Below are 19,906 nucleotides of genomic sequence, written 5' to 3' on the forward strand. Positions count from 1 at the left end.
TGTTCCCCGCGCGGGGGCGCCCCGTGCTCGCCCCCCCCCCCCCGCCACCGCTTTTCGTCGTACGGGCGGCTCACCCGATCAGCGCATCACCAGTAGACGACGACCTTGTCGCCGACCTTCACCTGGTCGAACAGCGCGGCGAGCTTGCCCTTGTCCCGGACGTTCACGCAGCCGTGCGAGGCGCCGTTGTAGCCGCGGGCCGCGAAGTCGGCCGAATAGTGCACCGCCTGGCCGCCGCTGAAGAACATCGCGTACGGCATCGGCGTGTGGTAGATCGTCGACGTCCACTCCTTCGCCTTCCAGCCCACGCTGAACTCGCCCTCGCGGGTCGGGGTGTTCTCCGAGCCGAAGCGGACGTCCATGGTGGAGATGACCTTGCCGTCGATCATCCAGGCGAGGGTGCGGCTCTCCTTGCTGATGCACATCACCCGGCCCTTCATGCAGCGCGGGTCCGGCGCGTCGGCCTCGTTGACCTCCGGCGGGCGCAGCTCGTCGGCGGAGGGCTTCTTGCTCATGCCCTGGATCTTCTTCCAGGTGGCCTCGTCGACCGAGCCGGTGGCGGGCAGGCCGTTCTTCGCCTGGAAGGCCCTGACCGCGGCGGTGGTCTTGGAGCCGTAGAAGCCGGTCGGCTTGACCGTCATGTACTTGAGCTGCTTCAGGCGGGCCTGGAGCTCGCGCACCTGGTCGCTCTCGTCGCCGTTCGACATGAGCGCCTTGACCGTCGGGGACGGCGAGGGCGACGCGGAGGCCGAGGCGGACGGGGACGGCGACGCCGAGGGAGACGCCGCCTTGTCGTCGGCGGAGGGTGAGGTCTCGGGGGAGGAGCCCGCCGCGGACGCGGACGGGACCACGGAGGAGGAGCCCGCGGGCTCCGTCTTCTGCGGACCGCAGGCGGTCGCGGAGAGCGCGACGGCGGTGGCCACCCCGAGGGCGCGGACTATGACTCTCTGGCGGTGCATTGCAGCCCCCCGTTTTCTACGTCGTGTATGTAGGTGATGCCTGGCGGGCGTGGAGAGTTGCACACGGTCCCGGGATGTTGCGCCATTGTGACCAGCGGCCGTCGGGCAGGCGACGGCCGACCGTCGCGCCGGGGCGCACCGGCGCAGCCGGGAGAGGTTGTATCAGCCCCGGGCCCGTTCTCTCTATGGAGGGCTTGGTCACATGGCGAGTACCGAGAGCGGAAGTCCCATCGAACCGGTCTACGGGCCGGGCGATCTGACGGAGTGGGATCCGGAGGTCAAACTGGGCGAACCGGGGGCGTATCCGTACACACGAGGGATCTACCCGACGATGTACACCGGCAAGCCGTGGACCATGCGCCAGTACGCCGGGTTCGGCACCGCCGCGGAGTCCAACGCCCGCTACCGCCAGCTCATCGCCGGCGGCGGCACGGGCCTGTCCGTCGCCTTCGACCTGCCGACGCAGATGGGCCACGACTCCGACGCGCCGCTCGCCCACGGCGAGGTCGGCAAGGTCGGCGTCGCCGTCGACTCCCTCGACGACATGCGGGTCCTCTTCGAGGGCATCCCGCTCGACCGGGTCTCCACCTCGATGACCATCAACGCCCCGGCCGCCCTGCTGCTCCTGATGTACCAGCTCGTCGCCGAGGAACAGGGCGTCGAGGGCTGGCAGCTGACGGGGACCATCCAGAACGACGTGCTGAAGGAGTACATCGCCCGCGGCACCTACATCTTCCCGCCCGAGCCCTCGCTGCGGCTGACGGCCGACATCTTCCGCTACTGCCGCGTCGAGATGCCCCGCTGGAACACCATCTCCATCTCCGGCTACCACATGGCCGAGGCCGGGGCCTCGCCCGCGCAGGAGATCGCCTTCACCCTGGCCGACGGGATCGCGTACGTACGGACCGCGCTGGCCGCGGGGATGGCGGTCGACGAGTTCGCGCCGCGGCTGTCCTTCTTCTTCGTCGCCCGCACCACCCTGCTGGAGGAGGTCGCGAAGTTCCGTGCCGCGCGGCGGATCTGGGCCGGCATCATGCGCGACACATTCGGGGCGAAGGACCCCAAATCGCTGATGCTGCGCTTCCACACCCAGACCGCCGGCGTCCAGCTGACGGCCCAGCAGCCGGAGCTGAACCTCGTCCGCGTGGCCGTGCAGGCCCTCGGCGCGGTACTGGGCGGCACCCAGTCCCTGCACACCAACTCCTTCGACGAGGCGATCGCACTGCCGACCGAGAAGGCGGCCCGGCTGGCGCTGCGCACCCAGCAGGTGCTGGCGTACGAGACGGACGTCCCCCACACGGTCGACCCCTTCGCCGGCTCCTACGCGGTGGAGCGGATGACCGACGACGTGGAGCGGACGGCGCTCGACCTGATGCGCCGGGTCGAGGACCTCGGCGGCGCGGTCGCCGCGATCGAGGCCGGGTTCCAGAAGGCGGAGATCGAGCGCAACGCGTACCGCATCGCCACCCAGACCGACAGCGGCGAGCGGGTGGTCGTCGGGGTCAATCGCTTCGCCCTCGCCGAGGAGGAGCCGTACGAGCCGCTGCGCGTCGACCCCGCGATCGAGACCCGCCAGCGCGAGGCCTTGGCCGCACTGCGCGCCGACCGCGACGGCTCGGCGCTCTCGGCGGCCCTGGCCTCCCTGCGCGAGGCGGCGGCCGGCACGGCGAACGTCCTCTACCCGATGAAGGAGGCCCTGCGCGCCCGCGCCACGGTGGGTGAGATCTGCAACGCCCTGCGCGAGGTCTGGGGCGCGTACGAGCCCACCCGTTCCACCTGGTGAAATCCCCCGTGCGACAGGAGCAACCCTATGGGACACTCCTGCGCATGCTGGGTGTCACCGATCTGCCGACCTACCTCGTCGGCCTCGTCCTGATCATTTTGCTGCCGGGTCCGAACTCGCTGTACGTGCTCTCCGTCGCGGCGCGGCGCGGCGTGCGGACCGGCTACAAGGCCGCGGCCGGGGTGTTCACCGGCGACGCCGTGCTGATGACCCTGTCCGCCGCCGGGGCCGGGGCGCTGCTCCAGACCAGCCCGGTGCTCTTCGGGATCGTCAAGCTGCTCGGCGCCGGCTACCTGACCTGGCTCGCCGTCGGGATGATGCGCGGCGCCTGGGCGCTGTGGCGGTCGCGGACCGCGGCCGCCGAGACCGCCGGCGTCGCAGCGTCCGGCGAGGACGGCGAGGACGGGGCGGCCGGGGAGGGCGAGCGGCCGTACCGGCGGGCGCTGCTGATCAGCCTGTTCAACCCGAAGGCGATCCTCTTCCTCGTCTCCTTCTTCGTGCAGTTCGTCGACCCCGGCTACGCCTACCCGGCGCTGTCCTTCCTCCTGCTGGGCGCCCTGCTCCAGCTCGGCAGCTTCCTGTACCTGACGCTGCTGATATTCGGCGGCACCCGCCTCGCCGCGGCCTTCCGCCGCCGCAAGCGGCTGTCGGCCGGGGCGACCTCGGCGGCCGGGGTGCTCTTCCTCGGCTTCGCCGCCAAGCTCGCCACGAGCTGAGCGTCGGCTTCGCCCGGCTCAGCGCGCCCGGAGCGGGCGCAGCCGCCGCAGCCGGCGGACCGCGCGGCGCACCGCCGGGCTGTGCGGCAGGAACGCCAGCCGCGCCGGGATGCCGCCGGGCAGCCCGAGGGAGGTCAGGCGGCGGCGGGTGAAGTAGCTCCCGGTGCGCTGCTCGGGGTGGTGGGCCAGGTACCGCTCGGCGTCGGCGCGGCGCCCGGCGAGGATCTGCGGCTGCATGGCGTACCCGACCGCCGTGAGCAGCCCGGCCAGGCGGCCCCGGACCTGCTCCGGCCCGGGCGGGCTCCACCCGTCGACGGCCCGCGCGTCCGACAGGGCGGGCAGCAGGGCGTCCACCACCGTCAGCGGGATCCGGTTGCTGTTCTGGTACGGGGTCAGCCGGGCCAGCAGCGCCCCCGTCCCCGTGCGCGCGACGGGCAGCCCGTACAGCGTGGCGGCCGTCAGCAGGCCGGTGGAGAAGCAGCCGACGACGAGGGCCGGGCGCAGCCGCTCGTACAGGGACTCGGCCAGCACCGGGCTCGTCGCGACGGTGAGGCGGGCGCCGAGCCGCCCGGCCTCGGCGGCGGCGCGCCGGGAGTACTCGGCGGGGGCGCTGGGGTGCGGCTTGAAGACCAGCTCGCGGTGGCCGAGGGCGTGCGCGCCGCGGACCATCTCCACGTGCAGCTCCTCCTCCTCGGACGGCGAGAGCAGGTCCAGGGCGGAGAGGTACTGGCCCAGCAGCAGCGCCGGATTGTGGCCCACCCCGTCCAGCTCGGGCGCCTCCGAAGGGAGCTCGGCGAGCACCTTCAGCAGGGCCGTGGCGGGAACCAGCTCGGGGCGGACCCCGAACTCGGTGAGCAGCAGCGGCTCCAGCCCCGGTACCAGGTCGGGGTGGAGCACCCGGCGCACGCGGGTGCCGAGCTGCGCGTCGAGGCGGAAGCGGGTGGGGCCGTAGCTCATGAGCCCGTCGGCGTACACGTCGACGGCGGCGCCGGGGAAGAGCAGGCACAGGGCGCGGGCGGGCGGCACCTGGAGGGACTCCACGACCAGCTCGACGCGGTCCTCGCCGAGCCCCCACAGCGCGCGCAGCTGCCGCTCCCACAGCGGCACGTCCTCCGGGCGCGGGGTCCAGGAGCTGGGGTGCAGCGGGGCGATGGCCGCGTTCCAGTCGATCACCTCGTCGAAGCGGGTGCGCAGGGCGGCGAAGCCGGGCAGGGCGGCGAGGCCGGGGGAGGCCTCGGCGGCGAGGGCGTGGTTGCTGGTCAGCAGGATGCGGCGGCCGGCGGGCGGAAAGCAGCCCGCGTCGAGGGCGGCGGCGAGCGTGGCGGTCCCGTAGAGGGTGGAGGCGACGAAGACCTGGGTGCAGGGGAGGGCCATCAGCGGTCACCTCCGCGCGTGGCGGCGGTCGGGGAGATCGGGAAGGCCGGGGGGACGGAGGGGGAGGCGGACCGGGTCCGGCGGTGGGCGCGGCGCAGGCGGCGCAGGAGCGAGGCGCGCTCGGCGTCCATCGAGTCCAGCGCCTGGTCCAGCAGGTCGCCCGGCATCCGGCCGAGGGCGGCCGCACTCAGCGCGCGGAGTTTTTCGGCCACCGGCCGTTCGAATTTTTCGATCGACCCGATATGGTGCGCGATAATGGCACAGTATGTTCGGACCGCTTTCGGCAGCAGCCGCGCCGATTCGGCGTCGGCTGCCGTATCGGCCAGTACCTGGTCGAATGCCCGGATGAAATCGAGCTGCCGCTCGTCCTTGATCTGCGTCAACGAGGTGGAAATACCGCGCCGGTAGAAGATCCCCGGCAGGCCGACGGCGGCGAAGGACCCCGCCCGCCGGTGCAGCCGCCAGATCCACGGCCGGTCCTCGGCCGTGCGCAGCCCGTCGGTGAAGTGCAGCAGCCCGCCGTCCAGCAGCCGGCGGTGGTACATGCCGGCCCAGGCGTACGGATAGTCCACGCAGGTCGAGCGGGAGGCGGGCAGGATCCCGGCCCGCGGATCGGCCACCACCAGCTGCGGACCGTACGGGACCCGCTGCACCGAGCGGGTGCGGCCGCTGACGCTGACATGGTCGGTGCGGACGAAATCGCAGCTCAGGGCCTCGATGGCGGCCAGCGTGCGGGCCAGGTGGCCGGGGGCCAGCCAGTCGTCGCCGTCGAGGAAGGCGATGTACTCCCCCTTCGCCGCGTCCAGGCCGGTGTTGCGGGCGGTGGCCAGGCCGCCGTTCTGTTCGCGTCCGATGTGCACCGCCCCGGGCAGCTCGCGCGCCGCCCGCCGCAGCAGGTCGGGCGTCCCGTCGGTCGAGCAGTCGTCGACCAGCAGGAACTCGAAATCGTCCCGCGCGTTGAGTTCGAGGCTTTTCAGGGCATCCGGTGCGTACGTCTGCACGTTGTAGAACGGCACGACAACAGAGAGCTTGGGCACCCGCGAGACGTTATGCCGTCGTCCGGCATTCACCATGGCGCGGGTGCGTATTCCGTGTGAACGGCGCGGGGCTGGCGCGTTAACCGGTGCGGATTCGCACTTCGTCGACGGCCTGTTAACCCGCTGTTGTTTGCTCGTTGGGCCGATCCCGGGAATCACCGAATACCTTCTGCCGGGTGCCAGTCAGCAATCACGCAGACACGCGGCGCGGCCCCAAGGTCGCCGTACTCGCGGATTCCGACACCCGGTGGAAATGGGGCGCCCTGACCGCCCGCCGCCTCGCGCCGGACCACCGCCTCACCGGATACCTGCTGCGCGGCCGCGCCACGCCGACCGCGCGCCAGCTCGGCGAGGTCGGGGTCGCGGTCGACGCCGGGCGGCTGTCGGAGGTGACCTGCCCGGAGTTCCTCGACCGGATCGTCGGCGACCGCCCCGACGTCATCGTCCTCGCCCTCGTCGGCGGCGCCGTCCAGGCCGTGCTGCACGGGATCCGCGCCCTGTGGCCGGCCCCGGCCGCCCGGCCGGTGGTCGTCACCGGGTACGTGGGCGTGGTCTACGAGAAGCTCGCCGACGGGCTGCTGCTGCGGCACGGCGCCGACCTCGTCCTCGCCAACTCCCGCCACGACGCCGAGCGCTTCCGCGCGGTGTACGAGGGGGTCGGCGCGGCCGCGGAGTCCGTCACCGAGACGGCCCTGCCGTTCCTGGACGGGGCCCCGTACCGGCCGGCCGGCAGCCGGGCCCGGCGGGTGGTCTTCGCCGTCCAGCCGTCGGTCCCCGACAGCCGCGCGGACCGGGCCTACCTCCTGCGGCGGGCGGCCGGGCACGCACGGCTGCACCCCGACCGCGAGGTGCTCGTCAAGCTGCGCAGCCGGCCCGGGGAGCACACCACGCACCTGGAGGAACAGCCGTACCAGCGGCTCGCCGAGCGGGTCCCCGGCGGGCTGCCCGTGAACTGCCGGCTGGTGTACGGGAACATGGGCGAGGTACTGGACGGCACGGACCTGCTGGTCACGGTGTCCTCCACGGCCGCCCTGGAGTCCCTGTACCGGGGCATCCCGACGGCGGTCCTGACCGACCTCGGCATCCGCGAGGCCCTCGGCAACCACCACTTCCTCGGCTCGGGCTGCCTCGCCTCCTGGGACCAACTGGACGCGGGCCTCCTCCCCGAGGCCTCCCCCGCCTGGCTCTCCGCCCACGGCGTCCGCCCCGCGCCGCCGCCCACCGCGCCCGCACCGACCGCCCGCGCCGTGCCCCCGAGGCCCCGCGCAGGCGCCGAGGCCGGGGCCGGGGACTGCGCGGGAGTGGCCTCCGCCGCCGCGGAGGCCGGATCCCCGGACACGGGGACCGTGGCCCGGGCGGCCGTCGCGGAGGCGGGCGACTGCGCCGAGGCGGCGTTCGCCGTCGGCGCCGCCGCGGGCCCAACGGCCACCGGAGAGGCCGGGACCCCGGACACCGGCACCGGCCCCCGGTCGGGCGCGAGGGCCGAGGAGCTCGCGTCGGCGTCCCGCCCCCGCGCCGAGGCCGAGGCCCGGGCCGCCGTCGCCGAGGTCGGCGACTGCGCCGAGGCGGCGTTCGCCGTCGGCGCCGGGGGCGCAAGCGCCGCCGCGGAGGCCGGGGCCGCGGATGCCGGCACCGGCCCGCGGGCGGGTGGGACGGCCCCGGGGCTCGGGGCGGTGCGCCGCCCCGGCGCCGGGGCCCAGGCCGCGGCCGATCCGTACGCGGTCGCGCGTGCCCGGGTCGCGGAGCTGGCGGCTCGGCCCTGGCTGCCGCCGGTGGAGCCGTACTACACGCTCGCCACCGCCCCCGGATACCTCCCCGGGATCCTCGCCCGCCAGCACCTCGCGCCGGACGGGACGCCGCTGCCCGGCGCCCTGCGCGGCGGGGAGGGCCGGTCCCGCGTCGGCCGCTGGTTCCGCGGCCGGCTGCGCGAGGCCGCCCGCGGCGCGTACCGCCACGGGGTCCAGCGCGTCGCCCCGGCGATCCGCCGCCTGGGGGACCTGTGACCGCCCGGACCGGCCCGGCGCCGTCGACCGCCGGCGCACCCCGGGCCGTGGCACCGCGGACCGACCCGCGCGGCGCGGCCGACCCGCCCGCCGGCCGGAAGCGGGTGCTGGCCGTGATTCCGGCCCGGGGCGGGTCCAAGGGGGTGCCGGGGAAGAACCTGGCCGAGGTCGGCGGGGTGCCGCTCGTGGCGCGGGCCGTCACCGCCTGCCGGGGCGCGGCCACCGTCACCGACGTACTCGTCTCCACCGACTCCGAGGCCATCGCCGCCGCCGCCCGAGCCGCCGGCGCCGCCACCGTACGCCGCCCCGCCGCCCTCTCCGGGGACACCGCCGGCAGCGAGGCCGCCGTCCTGCACGCCCTCGAAGCCTTCGAGGAACTGCACTCCCTCACCGCGGACGTGGTCCTGCTCGTCCAGTGCACCAGCCCCTTCCTCACCCCCGCCGACGTGGAGTCGGTCGCCGCCGCCGTGGCCGGCGGCGCGGCCGACACCGCCCTGACCGTGGCCCCCTTCCACGGCTTCCTCTGGCGCGCTGCCGCCGCCCCCGGACCCGGCCCGGGCCCCGCCCCCGCCGCCGACGGGGCGACCGGCGTCAACCACGACAAGGCCGTACGCCCCCGCCGCCAGGACCGCCCCCAGGACCTGCTGGAGACCGGCGCCGCCTACGCCATGGACGCCGCCGGCTTCCGCCGGGCCCGGCACCGCTTCTTCGGCCGCACCCTTCCCGTCGCCACCGACCCCGCCCGGGTCCTGGAGATCGACGACCCGCACGACCTGGCCCGCGCCCGCCTCCTCGCCCCCCTCTTCGACGCCCCGCTCCCGCTCCCCGCCACCCCGACCGAAGGACGTCCCACGCCATGACCGCCGCCACCCTCGACCACCCCCGCCTGCGCACCCTCGGCTCCCGCACCGCCGGCCCCGGCCGCCCCGTCTACGTCGTCGGCGAGATCGGCATCAACCACAACGGCGACCTCGGCACCGCCCTGGCCCTGGTCGACGCCGCCGCCGAGGCCGGCTGCGACGCCGTGAAGTTCCAGAAGCGCACCCCCGAGATCTGCACCCCGCGCGACCAGTGGGACGTCGAGCGCGACACCCCCTGGGGCCGCATGACGTACATCGACTACCGCCACCGCGTGGAGTTCGGCGAGGCCGAGTACCGGGCCATCGACGAGCACTGCGCCAAGCGCGGCATCGACTGGTTCGCCTCGCCCTGGGACACCGAGGCCGTCGCCTTCCTCGAGAAGTTCGACGTCCCGGCCCACAAGGTGGCCTCGGCCTGCCTCACCGACGACGAGCTGCTGCGCGCCCTGCGCGCGACCGGCCGCACGGTCGTGCTGTCCACCGGCATGTCCACCCCGCGGCAGATCCGGCACGCGGTGGAGGTCCTCGGCAGCGACAACATCCTCCTCTGCCACGCCACGTCCACGTACCCGGCCCGCCCCGAGGAGCTCAACCTGCGGGTGATCAACACCCTCCGCGAGGAGTACCCGAACGTCCCGATCGGCTACTCGGGCCACGAGACGGGCCTGCAGACCACCCTGGCGGCCGTGGCCCTCGGCGCCGCGTTCGTCGAGCGGCACATCACCCTCGACCGCGCCATGTGGGGCTCGGACCAGGCCGCCTCCGTCGAGCCAGGCGGCCTCACCCGCCTCGTCCGCGACATCCGCACCATCGAGACCGCCCTCGGCGACGGCGTCAAGCGCGTGTACGCGTCCGAGCTCGCGCCCATGAAGAAGCTCCGCCGCATCCAGGGCGAGCCGGTCGCGGTCTGACGCGCCCCGCACCCCGCACCCCCCCCACCCCCCACCCCAAGCCCCGCCCCCGAGCACCGCAGCCCGCGCCTGACGAGAAGTACAGGAAGTACAGGAGGAGTCCCGGTGAACCCCTCAGCCCCCACCCTGGCTTTCGTCGAGAGCCCGGTCCAGCTCCTGAACGTGCTGGAGTGGGCCCACGCCCAGGGCACGGCCCCGTCCGGCCGCGCCCCGCTGCTGGCGGGCGTACCGCGCCAGCCCGGCCGGGCGGCCGGCGCCCCTGCGGACCCGGCCGCCCCGCAGGCCCCCGCCGCCTCGGCCGCCGCCCCCGCGCCCGACCGGCTGCGGATCGTCGTCCTGCCCCCGACCGACCCCATGTCCCGCGGCCAGCTGCGCCGCATGGCGGGGCTCGCCCGGGACGAGGGGTACGAGGTCCGCTGGCAGGAGGCCCGCGGCAGCCGGCTCGCCCCGCTGCGGGCGCTCGCCGCCCTGGCCCGGGACGTCCGCGCCGCCCGGCGCGTCGTCGTCGGCGACCCGTTCTCCCGGTACGTGCAGCTGCTGCTGACCCTCGTACGCGCCGAGGAGCTCGTCGTCGTCGACGACGGCACCGCCACCCTGGAGTTCGCGGCCCAGACCGCCCGCGGTGAGCGCCTGGTGCGCTGGCACCGCATCGGCCGCGGCGGCCTGCCGGCCCGGCTGCGCGAGCTCGCGTACGCGCCGGTCTCGGCGACGGCCCGCCGCCGGTTCACCCCGGCCGCCGGCACGGGCCGCCGCATCGAGGTGTTCACCTCCATGCCGGTCAGCGTGCACGGCACCATGACGCTCCGGGTCAACGACTTCGCCTGGACCCGCGCCCGCTTCGGCCCGCCCCGCCTGACCCGCGGCACCGACCTCGTCGGCACCTCGCTCGTGGAGACCGGCGTGGTCGACGGGGCCCGCTACCTGGAGGCGGTGCGCGCCCTGACGCTGCGCCACGGCGCCACCCGCTACTTCGCGCACCGCCGCGAGTCCCCGGAGAAGCTGCGCGCGCTGAGCGAGGCGACGGGGCTGGAGATCGTACGGCCGGACCTGCCTCTGGAGCTGACGGCGCGTCGGGGACCGATCGGCCGAACGGTCGTCAGCTTCCCGTCCACGGTCGTCCACACGCTGCCGTACGCGCTGACCGGTACGGGGGTGACGGTCGCCGTATGCGAGGTGGACCCGGCATGGCTCACCGGCTCCGCCTCCCCGCGCGCCGGGGGCTTCCTCGCCTCGGTCACCGAATCCGCCCGTGATGTGCAGAGAATCCCTGTTCAGGCAGCTCCGGCGGCCGGATGAGCGCGCGAGTTTACCCCCGGCGCCATCCGGTCATGCGTCCATAGGTCTGGTTTTTTTCCCCTGACGGCATGAACTTTTGCTGATCTCCATCCAGTTGGGCCATTCGTGCGCCTACCCTTCAACGGGTGAACCAGTTGATGTCCCGCGAGTCCCAGACCGTCCTGCCCGGCGTGCCCTCCCAGCCCGAGCTGCCCGGCAAGCTTCCGGATCATCTGCGTGCCGAACTGATCGCCTTCCGCCGGGACTTGCACATGCACCCCGAGCTAGGACACCAGGAGTTCCGCACCACGGCGGCCCTCAAGGCCCGGCTGGAGAAAGCCGGCCTGAGCCCGCGCGTGCTGAAGTCCGGAACCGGGCTGGTATGCGACGTGGGCACCTGGGACGGCGGCCGGCCGATGCTGGCCCTGCGTGCGGACATCGACGCCCTGCCCATCCCCGATGCCAAGACCCACGTCGCCTACCGTTCGACCTTCCCCGACCGGGCCCACGCCTGCGGCCACGACGTCCACACCGCGGTCGTCCTCGGTGCCGGCCTGGTCCTCGCCGAGCTCGACCGCCAGGGCCGGCTGCCCAGGCCGGTGCGGCTGCTGTTCCAGCCCGCCGAGGAGGTGCTGCCGGGCGGGGCCACCGATGCCATCGCCTCCGACGCCCTGGACGGCGTGGGGAAGATCATCGCGGTGCACTGCGACCCGCGGGTCGACGCGGGGAAGATCGGGCTGCGGGCGGGCCCGATCACATCGGCGTGCGATCGCCTGGAGATCACCTTGGAGGGCCCCGGCGGTCACACGGCCCGCCCGCACCTGACCACCGACCTGGTCACGGCGGCGGCCCGGGTCGCGGTCGACCTGCCGGCGGTGCTCTCGCGCCGGATGGACGCCCGCTCGGGCATGTCGGTCACCTGGGGCCGGATCGAGGCCGGGCACGCGTGCAACGTGATCCCGATGCACGCCGAGCTCTCCGGAACCATCCGCTGCCTGGACATCAACGCCTGGCACGAGGCGCCCGACCAGATCCACGCGGCGATCGACGAGATCGCCGGGGTGCACCGGGCCAAGTCGGAGATCACCTACGTGCGCGGGGTCCCGCCCGTGGTGAACGACCCGGTGGTCACCGAACTGCTGCGGGAGGCGATGGCGGCCCGGCGCGGCGCCGGCTCGGTCGAGGACACGGAGCAGAGCCTGGGCGGCGAGGACTTCTCCTGGTACCTGGAGCACGTCCCCGGGGCCATGGCCCGCCTCGGCGTGCACCCCCCGGGCGCCAGCGTGAAGAGGGACCTGCACCGCGGCGACTTCGACGTGGACGAGGCCGCGATCGGCGTCGGAGTGGAGTTCTTCACCGCCGCCGCCCTGCTCGACGGGCGTCGCGCTCGGCCTACCGGGTAGAAATTTTTGCAACATCTGAGCGGCGTGCGGCGCACCTGTCCAGCCCTTGTGTATCAAGGGCTGGACACCTTCGCAGTTACTGTTCGGTCACTGTCCGGTTCGCGACGATCCGATAACGACTCATGAACGGGCCTTTAACTGACATCTACGCGCGTTACGATCGCCGCGAAACCAGCGCCGGTCAGTGGCGCTTCGGTCAGGTTTTGAAGGAGCCTCCCCTTGCGCCGGATCACCAGGATCGCCACCGTGGGCCTCGCGTCCGCGGCGCTGGCCCTCTCGGCCACCGCCTGTGGCGGAAAGAAGTCCTCCGACACGGGGGCGTCCCCGTCCGAGTCGGGTCAGAAGTCGGCCGCCATCGCCTATGACATCGGCGGTCGCGGTGACCAGTCCTTCAACGACGCCGCGTTCGCGGGTCTGGAGAAGGCCGAGAAGGACCTGAAGATCAAGGGCGCCGAGGCGGAGCCCACCGAGGGCGAGAGCGAGGCCGACAAGGTCCAGCGCCTCACCGAGCTCGCGCGCAAGGGCAACAACCCGGTCATCGGCGTCGGCTTCTCCTACGCCCCGGCCATCAAGAAGGTCGCGCCGAAGTTCCCGAACACCACGTTCGGCATCATCGACGACACCTCGGTGACCGACAAGAACATCGCGAACCTGGTCTTCAACGAGGAGCAGGGCTCCTACCTGGCCGGCGTCGCCGCCGCCAAGGCCTCGAAGTCCGGCACGGTCGGCTTCATCGGCGGTGTCGAGGTTCCGCTGATCAAGAAGTTCGAGGCGGGCTTCACCCAGGGCGTCAAGGACACCAACCCCAACGCCAAGGTGCTGTCGACCTACCTGACCCAGCCGCCGGACTTCTCCGGTTTCGCCAAGCCGGACCTCGGCAAGGCCGCCGCCAAGGGCCAGCTCGACAACGGCGCCGACGTGATCTACTCCGCCGCCGGCCTCGCCGGCTCGGGTGCGATCGAGGCCACCGCCACCGCCGGCAAGTGGGCCATCGGCGTCGACTCCGACCAGTACAACCAGGCCGGTCTGGCGAAGTACAAGGACCACATCCTGACCTCGGTCACCAAGGACGTGTCCGGTGCCGTCTACAACCTGATCAAGTCGGTCGAGGACGGCAAGCCGCAGACCAGCGAGGTCCGCTACGGCCTGGACAAGAACGGCGTCGGCCTGGCCGACTCCAACCCCGAGTACAAGAAGATGGCCGACCTGATCGCCGCCGTCGACAAGGCGAAGGCCGACATCATCGCCAAGAAGATCACCGTCAAGACCGCGCCGTAAGGCCGTCGCCGACGTGAAGTAGTGGTCTTACGGGGTCCGGGGGCGGTCTCTACCGCTCCCGGGCCCCGAAGCCGTGTTCCGTGTCGTGATCTTGTGGCCGGTTGGCCGCAAGTTTTCACTTTCGACAGTGCTACGCGCGTAGAGGTTCCGTGGACGCGGTACCTTCTCTCCCCGCCCTGTCCCCCTGCCTCAAGGCTTTTCCAGCTCCTTCCGCGCCAAGGAGAGTGCGTCATCAACGCGTCCAGCCCCCCCGCCGTAGAACTGCACGGCATCACCAAGCGTTTCCCCGGCGTCGTTGCCAACAAGGACATCGACATCACCGTTCGCAAGGGCACGGTCCACGCCCTGATCGGTGAGAACGGTGCCGGCAAGTCGACCCTGATGAAGATCCTCTACGGCATGCAGAAGCCGGACGAGGGCACCATCGCCATCGACGGGGAGCAGGTCTCCTTCAGCAACCCGGGCGATGCCATCGCCCGGGGCATCGGCATGGTCCACCAGCACTTCATGCTCGCCGACAACCTCACCGTCCTCGAGAACGTGGTCCTCGGCGGCGAGAAGCTGTACGGCATCGGCGCCAAGGCCCGCAAGAAGATCCTGGAGATCTCGGACGCGTACGGCCTCGGCGTGCGCCCCGACGCCCTGGTCGAGGACCTCGGCGTCGCCGACCGCCAGCGCGTGGAGATCCTCAAGGTCCTCTACCGCGGTGCGCGGACCCTCATCCTCGACGAGCCCACCGCCGTGCTCGTGCCGCAGGAGGTGGACGCACTCTTCGACAACCTGCGCGAGCTCAAGGCCGAGGGCCTGACCGTCATCTTCATCTCGCACAAGCTGGGCGAGGTGCTGAAGGTCGCCGACGACATCACCGTCATCCGCCGCGGCACCACGGTCGGCACCGCCGACCCCAAGACCGCGACGACCAAGCAGCTCGCCGAGCTGATGGTCGGCGCCGAGCTGCCCACCCCGGAGACCCGCGAGTCGACGGTCACGGACATCCCGATGCTGACGGTGGAGAACCTGACGCTGGCCGAGTCCGGAGTGAGCGCCGCTCCCCAGACGACCGCCGCGCCGCAGCCGTCGCCGGGCGGCACGTACGTGCACGAGGCCCCGGTGGCCGGGCGCCTGCTGCTGGACGGCGTCAGCTTCACCATCCACAAGGGCGAGGTCCTCGGGATCGCCGGTGTGGAGGGCAACGGCCAGACCGAGCTGATCGAAGCCCTGATGGGCATGAGCACCCCCGACTCCGGCGTCATCACGCTGGACGGCAAGGACATCACCAAGGCCCCCGTCCGCAAGCGCCGCGTCGACGGCATCGGGTACATCCCCGAGGACCGCCACCGCCACGGCCTGCTGCTGGAGTCCTCGCTCTGGGAGAACCGCATCCTCGGCCACGTCACCGAGGCGCCCAACTCCAAGCGCGGCATCCTCGACCCCAAGGCCGCCCGCAAGGACACCGAGCGGATCGTGCGCGAGTACGACGTCCGCACCCCCGGCATCGACGTGACCGCGGCCTCCCTCTCCGGCGGCAACCAGCAGAAGCTGATCGTCGGCCGCGAGATGAGCCACAACCCGAAGTTCCTCATCGCCGCCCACCCCACCCGCGGTGTGGACGTCGGCGCGCAGGCGCAGATCTGGGACGCCATCCGCGAGGCCCGCCGCGAGGGCCTGGCCGTGCTCCTGATCTCCGCCGACCTGGACGAGCTGATCGGCCTGTCCGACACGCTGCGCGTCATCTACCGCGGCCGCCTGGTCGCGGACGCCGACCCGGCGACCATCACGCCCGAGGAGCTCGGCACCGCCATGACGGGCGCCGCTCGGGGCCACCTGGAAGCAACCGACACCAACTCCGCCGCTGCCGACGGTGACACGACGGAGGACGAGGCCCGATGAAGAAATTCGACAAGGACCGGCTGCTCCTGGCCATCGCCGGCCCGGCGCTCGCCCTGGTCAGCGCCTTCGTACTGACCGTGATCGTGCTGGCCGCCTCGGGCGTGGACCCGATCGAGCCGCTGCGCATCATGGTCGAGCAGGGCAGCTACGAGGACGTCCAGGTCCTGATCATCAACCAGGCGGGCATCTACTACCTGGCGGCCCTGGCCGTGGCCATCGGCTTCCGGATGAACCTCTTCAACATCGGTGTGGACGGCCAGTACCGCCTCGCCGCGATGATCTCGGCCGTCGTCGGCACCGCGGTCACGCTGCCCGGCCCGCTGCACATCCTGCTGATCGTGGCCGTGGCCATGCTCACCGGTGCCTTCTGGGCCGGTATCGCGGGCGTCCTCAAGGCCAAGCGCGGCGTCAGCGAGGTCGTCTCCACGATCATGCTCAACGCCATCGCCACCGCCCTGATCGCCTGGCTGATCCTGCCCAAGAACCTCGGCGTGCAGCCGGCGGGCTCCAACGACCTGACCACCGGCGAGATCGCCGAGTCGGGCTGGTTCCCGGCCCTGTCCATGGGTGACGGCCTGGAGATCTACGGCTTCACCTTCGTGGCCTTCGCCCTCGGCATCGTCTACTGGTTCGTCCTCAACCGGACCCGGTTCGGCTTCGACCTGCGCGCCACCGGCGCCAGCGAGTCCGCCGCCCAGGCCTCCGGCGTCGACGCCAAGAAGATGATCATGACGTCGATGCTCATCTCGGGCGCGGTCGCCGGCCTCACCGGCATGCCGCTCCTGCTCGGCGAGTCCCACACGTACAACCTGTCCTTCCCGCTGGGCGTCGGCTTCACCGGCATCACCATCGCGCTGCTGGGCCGCAACAACCCGCTCGGCATCTTCTTCTCCGCCCTCCTGATCGCCTTCATCGACAAGGCCTCCGCCGGTCTCGACACCGCCGGCTACGCCAAGGAGATCGGCACGATCATGCAGGGCCTGATCGTGATCGCGGTCGTCGTCAGCTACGAGCTCGTCCGCCGCTACGGCATCCGCCGCCAGCAGCAGAAGGTCGGCGAGGAGCTGGCCGCCGGCCACGCCATCAAGACCGACAAGGAGGTCGCGGCGTGAGCACCAGCACCGTTTCCGCGACGAGCGCCGCGCCCAAGAAGGACGGCGGCCGCCGCAAGCTCACCCTGCCCTGGATCCTGCTGATCATCGCGGGCGGCCTCGCCCTGATCTCGCTGGTCCGGGTCATCTCCGGCGCCAACGACCTGACCTCCGTCGGCCAGGTCTCCGGCGCCCTCCAGCTCGCCGTGCCGATCGCCATGGCCGGTCTCGGCGGCCTGTGGGCCGAGCGCTCCGGCGTCGTCAACATCGGCCTCGAAGGCATGATGATCCTCGGCACCTGGTTCGGCGCCTGGGCGGGCTACCAGTGGGGCCCGTGGACCGGCGTCGTCATGGGCATCGTCGGCGGCGCCCTCGGCGGCCTGCTGCACGCGATCATCACGGTCACGTTCAACGTCAACCACATCGTCTCCGGTGTGGCCGTCAACATCCTGGCCATCGGCTTCACGCAGTACCTGTCGAACTTCACCTTCGACAAGGCCCCGGGCGGCTCCTCCAAGCAGTCCCCGCGCATCGAGCCGATCACCGAGATCACCGTTCCCGGCCTGTCGGACTGGCTGGCCACGCTCCAGGCCAAGCACTGGTTCCTGGTCTCCGACCTCGCCGGCATCCTGGGCGGCGTCGTCACCAACCTGTCGCTGCTGACCGTCGTGGCGATCCTGCTGATCCCCGCGACCTGGTGGGTGCTGTGGCGGACCTCCTTCGGTCTGCGCCTGCGCTCCTGCGGTGAGAACCCGACCGCCGCCGAGTCCCTCGGCGTCAACGTCTACAAGTACAAGTACATCGCCGTGGTCGTCTCCGGTGCGATGGCCGGCCTCGGCGGTGCGTTCCTCGCGATCGTCTCCACCGGCATCTACCAGGAGGGCCAGACCGGCGGCCGCGGCTACATCGGCCTCGCCGCGATGATCTTCGGCAACTGGATGCCGGGCGGCATGGCCCTCGGCTCGGGCCTCTTCGGCTTCACGTACAGCCTCAAGCTGCGCGGCGGCGCCGAGAACGTCCACGCGATGCTGCTGCTGCTCGCGATCCTGCTCGTCGTGGTCGTCGTCTGGCAGCTGTACAAGAAGAAGCACCTCCAGGCCGCGATCGCCCTGGCCTGCGCCGCCGGCCTGTTCGTCTGGTACGCGCTGACCGACGCCGTCCCGAGCCAGTTCGTCGACGCCGCTCCGTACGTCACGACGCTGCTCGTGCTGGCCCTGTCGGCGCAGCGCCTGCGGATGCCCAAGGCGGACGGCCTGCCGTACCGCAAGGGCCAGGGCAAGTGACGACGGCGGCCACTCCCGACTGGGAGGTCCTGCGCGAGGCCGCCCGGGAAGCCATGTCCCGGGCGTACGCCCCGTACTCGGGCTTCCCGGTCGGCGTCGCAGCCCTCGTCGACGACGGCCGGATCGTGACCGGCTGCAACGTGGAGAACGCCAGCTACGGGCTCGGCCTGTGCGCCGAGTGCGGGCTGGTCTCCTCCCTCCAGGCCACCGGCGGCGGCCGGCTGACGCACTTCACCTGCGTCGACGGCAAGGGCGAGGTACTCGTCCCGTGCGGGCGCTGCCGACAGCTGCTGTTCGAGTTCGGCGGCCCGGAACTGCTGGTGGAGACCCCGAAGGGGATCCTGCCGCTCGCGGAGATGCTGCCGCAGGCCTTCGGGCCGGACCACTTGAGATAACCGTGCCGACCGGCCCTCCGCCCACGAGGCGGGGGGCCGTCGTACTTCCGCGGACACCCTTACCCCCCTCTATGCGCGTAGAAGGAAGCACCACATGGACGTCATCTCCGTCATCCGTACCAAGCGGGACCGCGGCGAGCTGAGCCCCGAGCAGATCGACTGGGTCATCGACGCCTACACCCGCGGCGTCGTCGCCGACGAGCAGATGTCGGCGCTGGCCATGGCCATCCTGCTCAACGGCATGAACCGGTCCGAGATCGCCCGCTGGACCGCCGCGATGATCGCCTCCGGCGAGCGGATGAACTTCGACTCCCTCTCCCGCCCGACCGCCGACAAGCACTCCACCGGCGGCGTCGGCGACAAGATCACCCTGCCGCTGGCCCCGCTCGTCGCCGCCTGCGGGGCGGCCGTGCCGCAGCTGTCCGGCCGCGGCCTCGGCCACACCGGCGGCACCCTGGACAAGCTGGAGTCCATCCCCGGCTGGCGCGCCCTGCTCTCCAACGAGGAGATGCTCCACGTCCTCGACACCACCGGTGCGGTCATCTGCGCGGCGGGCGACGGCCTCGCCCCGGCCGACAAGAAGCTTTACGCCCTGCGCGACGTGACGGGCACCGTCGAGGCCATCCCGCTGATCGCCTCCTCGATCATGTCGAAGAAGATCGCCGAGGGCACCGGCTCGCTCGTCCTGGACGTGAAGGTCGGCTCCGGCGCCTTCATGAAGAACATCGAGGACGCCCGCGAACTGGCCTCCACCATGGTGGCGCTGGGCACCGACAGCGGTGTGAAGACCATCGCCCTGCTCACCGACATGTCCACCCCGCTCGGCCTGACCGCGGGCAACGCGCTCGAGGTCCGCGAGTCCGTCGAGGTCCTGGCCGGCGGCGGCCCGGCCGACGTGGTCGAGCTGACCATCGCCCTGGCGAAGGAGATGCTGGACGCCGCCGGCATCAAGGACGCCGACCCGGCCAAGGCGCTGGCCGACGGCTCCGCGATGGACGTGTGGCGCCGCATGATCCAGGCCCAGGGCGGCGACCCGGACGCGGCCCTGCCGGTCGCCCGCGAGCAGCACGTGGTCACCGCGTCCGCCTCGGGCGTGCTGACGCGCCTGGACGCGTACGCGGTGGGCGTGGGCGCCTGGCGCCTGGGCGCGGGCCGCGCCCGCAAGGAGGACCCGGTGCAGGCCGGTGCCGGCATCGAGCTGCACGCCAAGCCGGGCGAGCAGGTCACCGCCGGCCAGCCGCTGATGACGCTGCACACGGACACCCCGGAGAAGTTCGAGTACGCCCTCGCCTCGCTCGAGGGCTCGTACGACATCGCCCCGGCGGGCACGCCCTTCCAGCCGACCCCGATCGTCCTGGACCGCATCGCCTGACCCCACCGCCTCGCCGCCCCGCCGGCCCCGGCCCCGCGCCTCGATCGCCGGCGGGGCCGGTGTTGCCGGGCCGCCGGCTTCGAGGGGCCCGCGTCGCCCAGGGTGCTTGCCGTGCGCCCGCCCGCCTCGGTGAGGATGCCGTCTGCTGTCGGAGCCGGGGCCCGGCCATCCCAGCCCTGCCCCGGCCTTCGAAGCCGAGGGTCGGCAAAGATCCAGCCCCGCCGGCGTTTGAGGCGCGGGGTTTGGGGCGGAGCCCCAAGGAACCCGGCTCCGCCA

The 19,906-nt window shown here is 72.5% G+C and carries 15 protein-coding genes and 1 pseudogene; 13 read left to right on the forward strand and 3 right to left on the reverse strand.

The annotated features are described in order from the left end of the window. Window positions 1-86 precede the first annotated feature (86 nt). Complete coding sequence (locus AB0F11_RS10815; protein WP_362170551.1) at window positions 87-959, reverse strand: L,D-transpeptidase family protein; 873 nt, start codon at window positions 957-959, stop codon at window positions 87-89. Between the two features lie 202 nt (window positions 960-1,161). On the opposite strand from AB0F11_RS10815, the gene AB0F11_RS10820 reads away from it, so the two are divergent. Then, entirely contained in the window at window positions 1,162-2,742 is a 1,581-nt protein-coding gene (locus AB0F11_RS10820; protein WP_362170553.1) for a methylmalonyl-CoA mutase family protein, read from the forward strand. Window positions 2,743-2,786: 44 nt separating this feature from the next. Next, window positions 2,787-3,458, forward strand: a complete 672-nt coding sequence (gene leuE, locus AB0F11_RS10825; protein WP_362170555.1) for a leucine efflux protein LeuE — start codon at window positions 2,787-2,789, stop codon at window positions 3,456-3,458. Between the two features lie 18 nt (window positions 3,459-3,476). On the opposite strand, the gene AB0F11_RS10830 is transcribed toward leuE, so the two are convergent. Together AB0F11_RS10830 and AB0F11_RS10835 are read right to left on the reverse strand one after the other, a co-directional pair. Beyond that, entirely contained in the window at window positions 3,477-4,832 is a 1,356-nt protein-coding gene (locus AB0F11_RS10830) for a polysialyltransferase family glycosyltransferase (RefSeq protein ID WP_362170557.1), read from the reverse strand. Further along, a complete protein-coding gene (locus AB0F11_RS10835) occupies window positions 4,832-5,869 on the reverse strand; it encodes a glycosyltransferase family 2 protein (protein ID WP_362170559.1) in 1,038 nt (345 codons plus the stop codon). Before AB0F11_RS10835 ends, AB0F11_RS10830 begins: the two co-directional genes overlap by 1 nt. Before the next feature lie 176 nt (window positions 5,870-6,045). Between AB0F11_RS10835 and AB0F11_RS10840 the strand changes: the two genes are divergently transcribed. From AB0F11_RS10840 to AB0F11_RS10890, 11 genes and pseudogenes are all read left to right on the forward strand, one after another. After that, a complete protein-coding gene (locus AB0F11_RS10840; protein WP_362170561.1) occupies window positions 6,046-7,872 on the forward strand; it encodes a DUF6716 putative glycosyltransferase in 1,827 nt (608 codons plus the stop codon). A gap of 104 nt (window positions 7,873-7,976) precedes the next feature. Further along, window positions 7,977-8,684: pseudogene (locus tag AB0F11_RS10845) on the forward strand (acylneuraminate cytidylyltransferase family protein); the annotation flags it as partial. A gap of 44 nt (window positions 8,685-8,728) precedes the next feature. Beyond that, entirely contained in the window at window positions 8,729-9,643 is a 915-nt protein-coding gene (locus AB0F11_RS10850) for an N-acetylneuraminate synthase family protein (RefSeq protein ID WP_362170564.1), read from the forward strand. A 105-nt stretch (window positions 9,644-9,748) separates the two neighbouring features. Continuing rightward, window positions 9,749-10,939, forward strand: coding sequence for a hypothetical protein (locus tag AB0F11_RS10855; protein WP_362170567.1), 1,191 nt, complete (start codon window positions 9,749-9,751; stop codon window positions 10,937-10,939). A gap of 137 nt (window positions 10,940-11,076) precedes the next feature. Then, entirely contained in the window at window positions 11,077-12,321 is a 1,245-nt protein-coding gene (locus tag AB0F11_RS10860) for an amidohydrolase (RefSeq protein WP_362170803.1), read from the forward strand. 219 nt (window positions 12,322-12,540) lie between these two features. Continuing rightward, entirely contained in the window at window positions 12,541-13,599 is a 1,059-nt protein-coding gene (locus tag AB0F11_RS10865; protein WP_362170570.1) for a BMP family ABC transporter substrate-binding protein, read from the forward strand. 231 nt (window positions 13,600-13,830) lie between these two features. Beyond that, window positions 13,831-15,489, forward strand: coding sequence for an ABC transporter ATP-binding protein (locus tag AB0F11_RS10870; protein WP_362170806.1), 1,659 nt, complete (start codon window positions 13,831-13,833; stop codon window positions 15,487-15,489). Next, window positions 15,486-16,601 carry an ABC transporter permease gene (locus AB0F11_RS10875; protein WP_362170573.1) on the forward strand — a complete coding sequence of 372 codons (1,116 nt, stop codon included), beginning with the start codon at window positions 15,486-15,488 and terminating at the stop codon, window positions 16,599-16,601. Before AB0F11_RS10870 ends, AB0F11_RS10875 begins: the two co-directional genes overlap by 4 nt. Beyond that, on the forward strand, window positions 16,598-17,863 hold the full coding sequence (locus tag AB0F11_RS10880; RefSeq protein ID WP_362170576.1) for an ABC transporter permease: 1,266 nt from the start codon (window positions 16,598-16,600) through the stop codon (window positions 17,861-17,863). Before AB0F11_RS10875 ends, AB0F11_RS10880 begins: the two co-directional genes overlap by 4 nt. Further along, window positions 17,860-18,258, forward strand: coding sequence for a cytidine deaminase (locus AB0F11_RS10885; protein ID WP_362170579.1), 399 nt, complete (start codon window positions 17,860-17,862; stop codon window positions 18,256-18,258). Before AB0F11_RS10880 ends, AB0F11_RS10885 begins: the two co-directional genes overlap by 4 nt. A gap of 94 nt (window positions 18,259-18,352) precedes the next feature. Next, the gene (locus AB0F11_RS10890; RefSeq protein ID WP_362170582.1) at window positions 18,353-19,630 is read left to right on the forward strand and encodes a thymidine phosphorylase; all 1,278 of its coding nucleotides are present in this window, start codon (window positions 18,353-18,355) and stop codon (window positions 19,628-19,630) included. Window positions 19,631-19,906 lie beyond the last annotated feature (276 nt).

Source organism: Streptomyces sp. NPDC032472 (assembly GCF_040636955.1).
Lineage (GTDB): Bacteria > Actinomycetota > Actinomycetes > Streptomycetales > Streptomycetaceae > Streptomyces.

Coding starts and splice junctions, on each gene's coding strand:
- AB0F11_RS10815 (WP_362170551.1), bottom strand. CDS start 959: ATGCACCGCCAGAGAGTCATAGTCCGCGCCCTCGGGGTGGCCACCGCC.
- AB0F11_RS10820 (WP_362170553.1), top strand. CDS start 1,162: ATGGCGAGTACCGAGAGCGGAAGTCCCATCGAACCGGTCTACGGGCCG.
- leuE (WP_362170555.1), top strand. CDS start 2,787: ATGCTGGGTGTCACCGATCTGCCGACCTACCTCGTCGGCCTCGTCCTG.
- AB0F11_RS10830 (WP_362170557.1), bottom strand. CDS start 4,832: ATGGCCCTCCCCTGCACCCAGGTCTTCGTCGCCTCCACCCTCTACGGG.
- AB0F11_RS10850 (WP_362170564.1), top strand. CDS start 8,729: ATGACCGCCGCCACCCTCGACCACCCCCGCCTGCGCACCCTCGGCTCC.
- AB0F11_RS10860 (WP_362170803.1), top strand. CDS start 11,077: ATGTCCCGCGAGTCCCAGACCGTCCTGCCCGGCGTGCCCTCCCAGCCC.
- AB0F11_RS10875 (WP_362170573.1), top strand. CDS start 15,486: ATGAAGAAATTCGACAAGGACCGGCTGCTCCTGGCCATCGCCGGCCCG.
- AB0F11_RS10890 (WP_362170582.1), top strand. CDS start 18,353: ATGGACGTCATCTCCGTCATCCGTACCAAGCGGGACCGCGGCGAGCTG.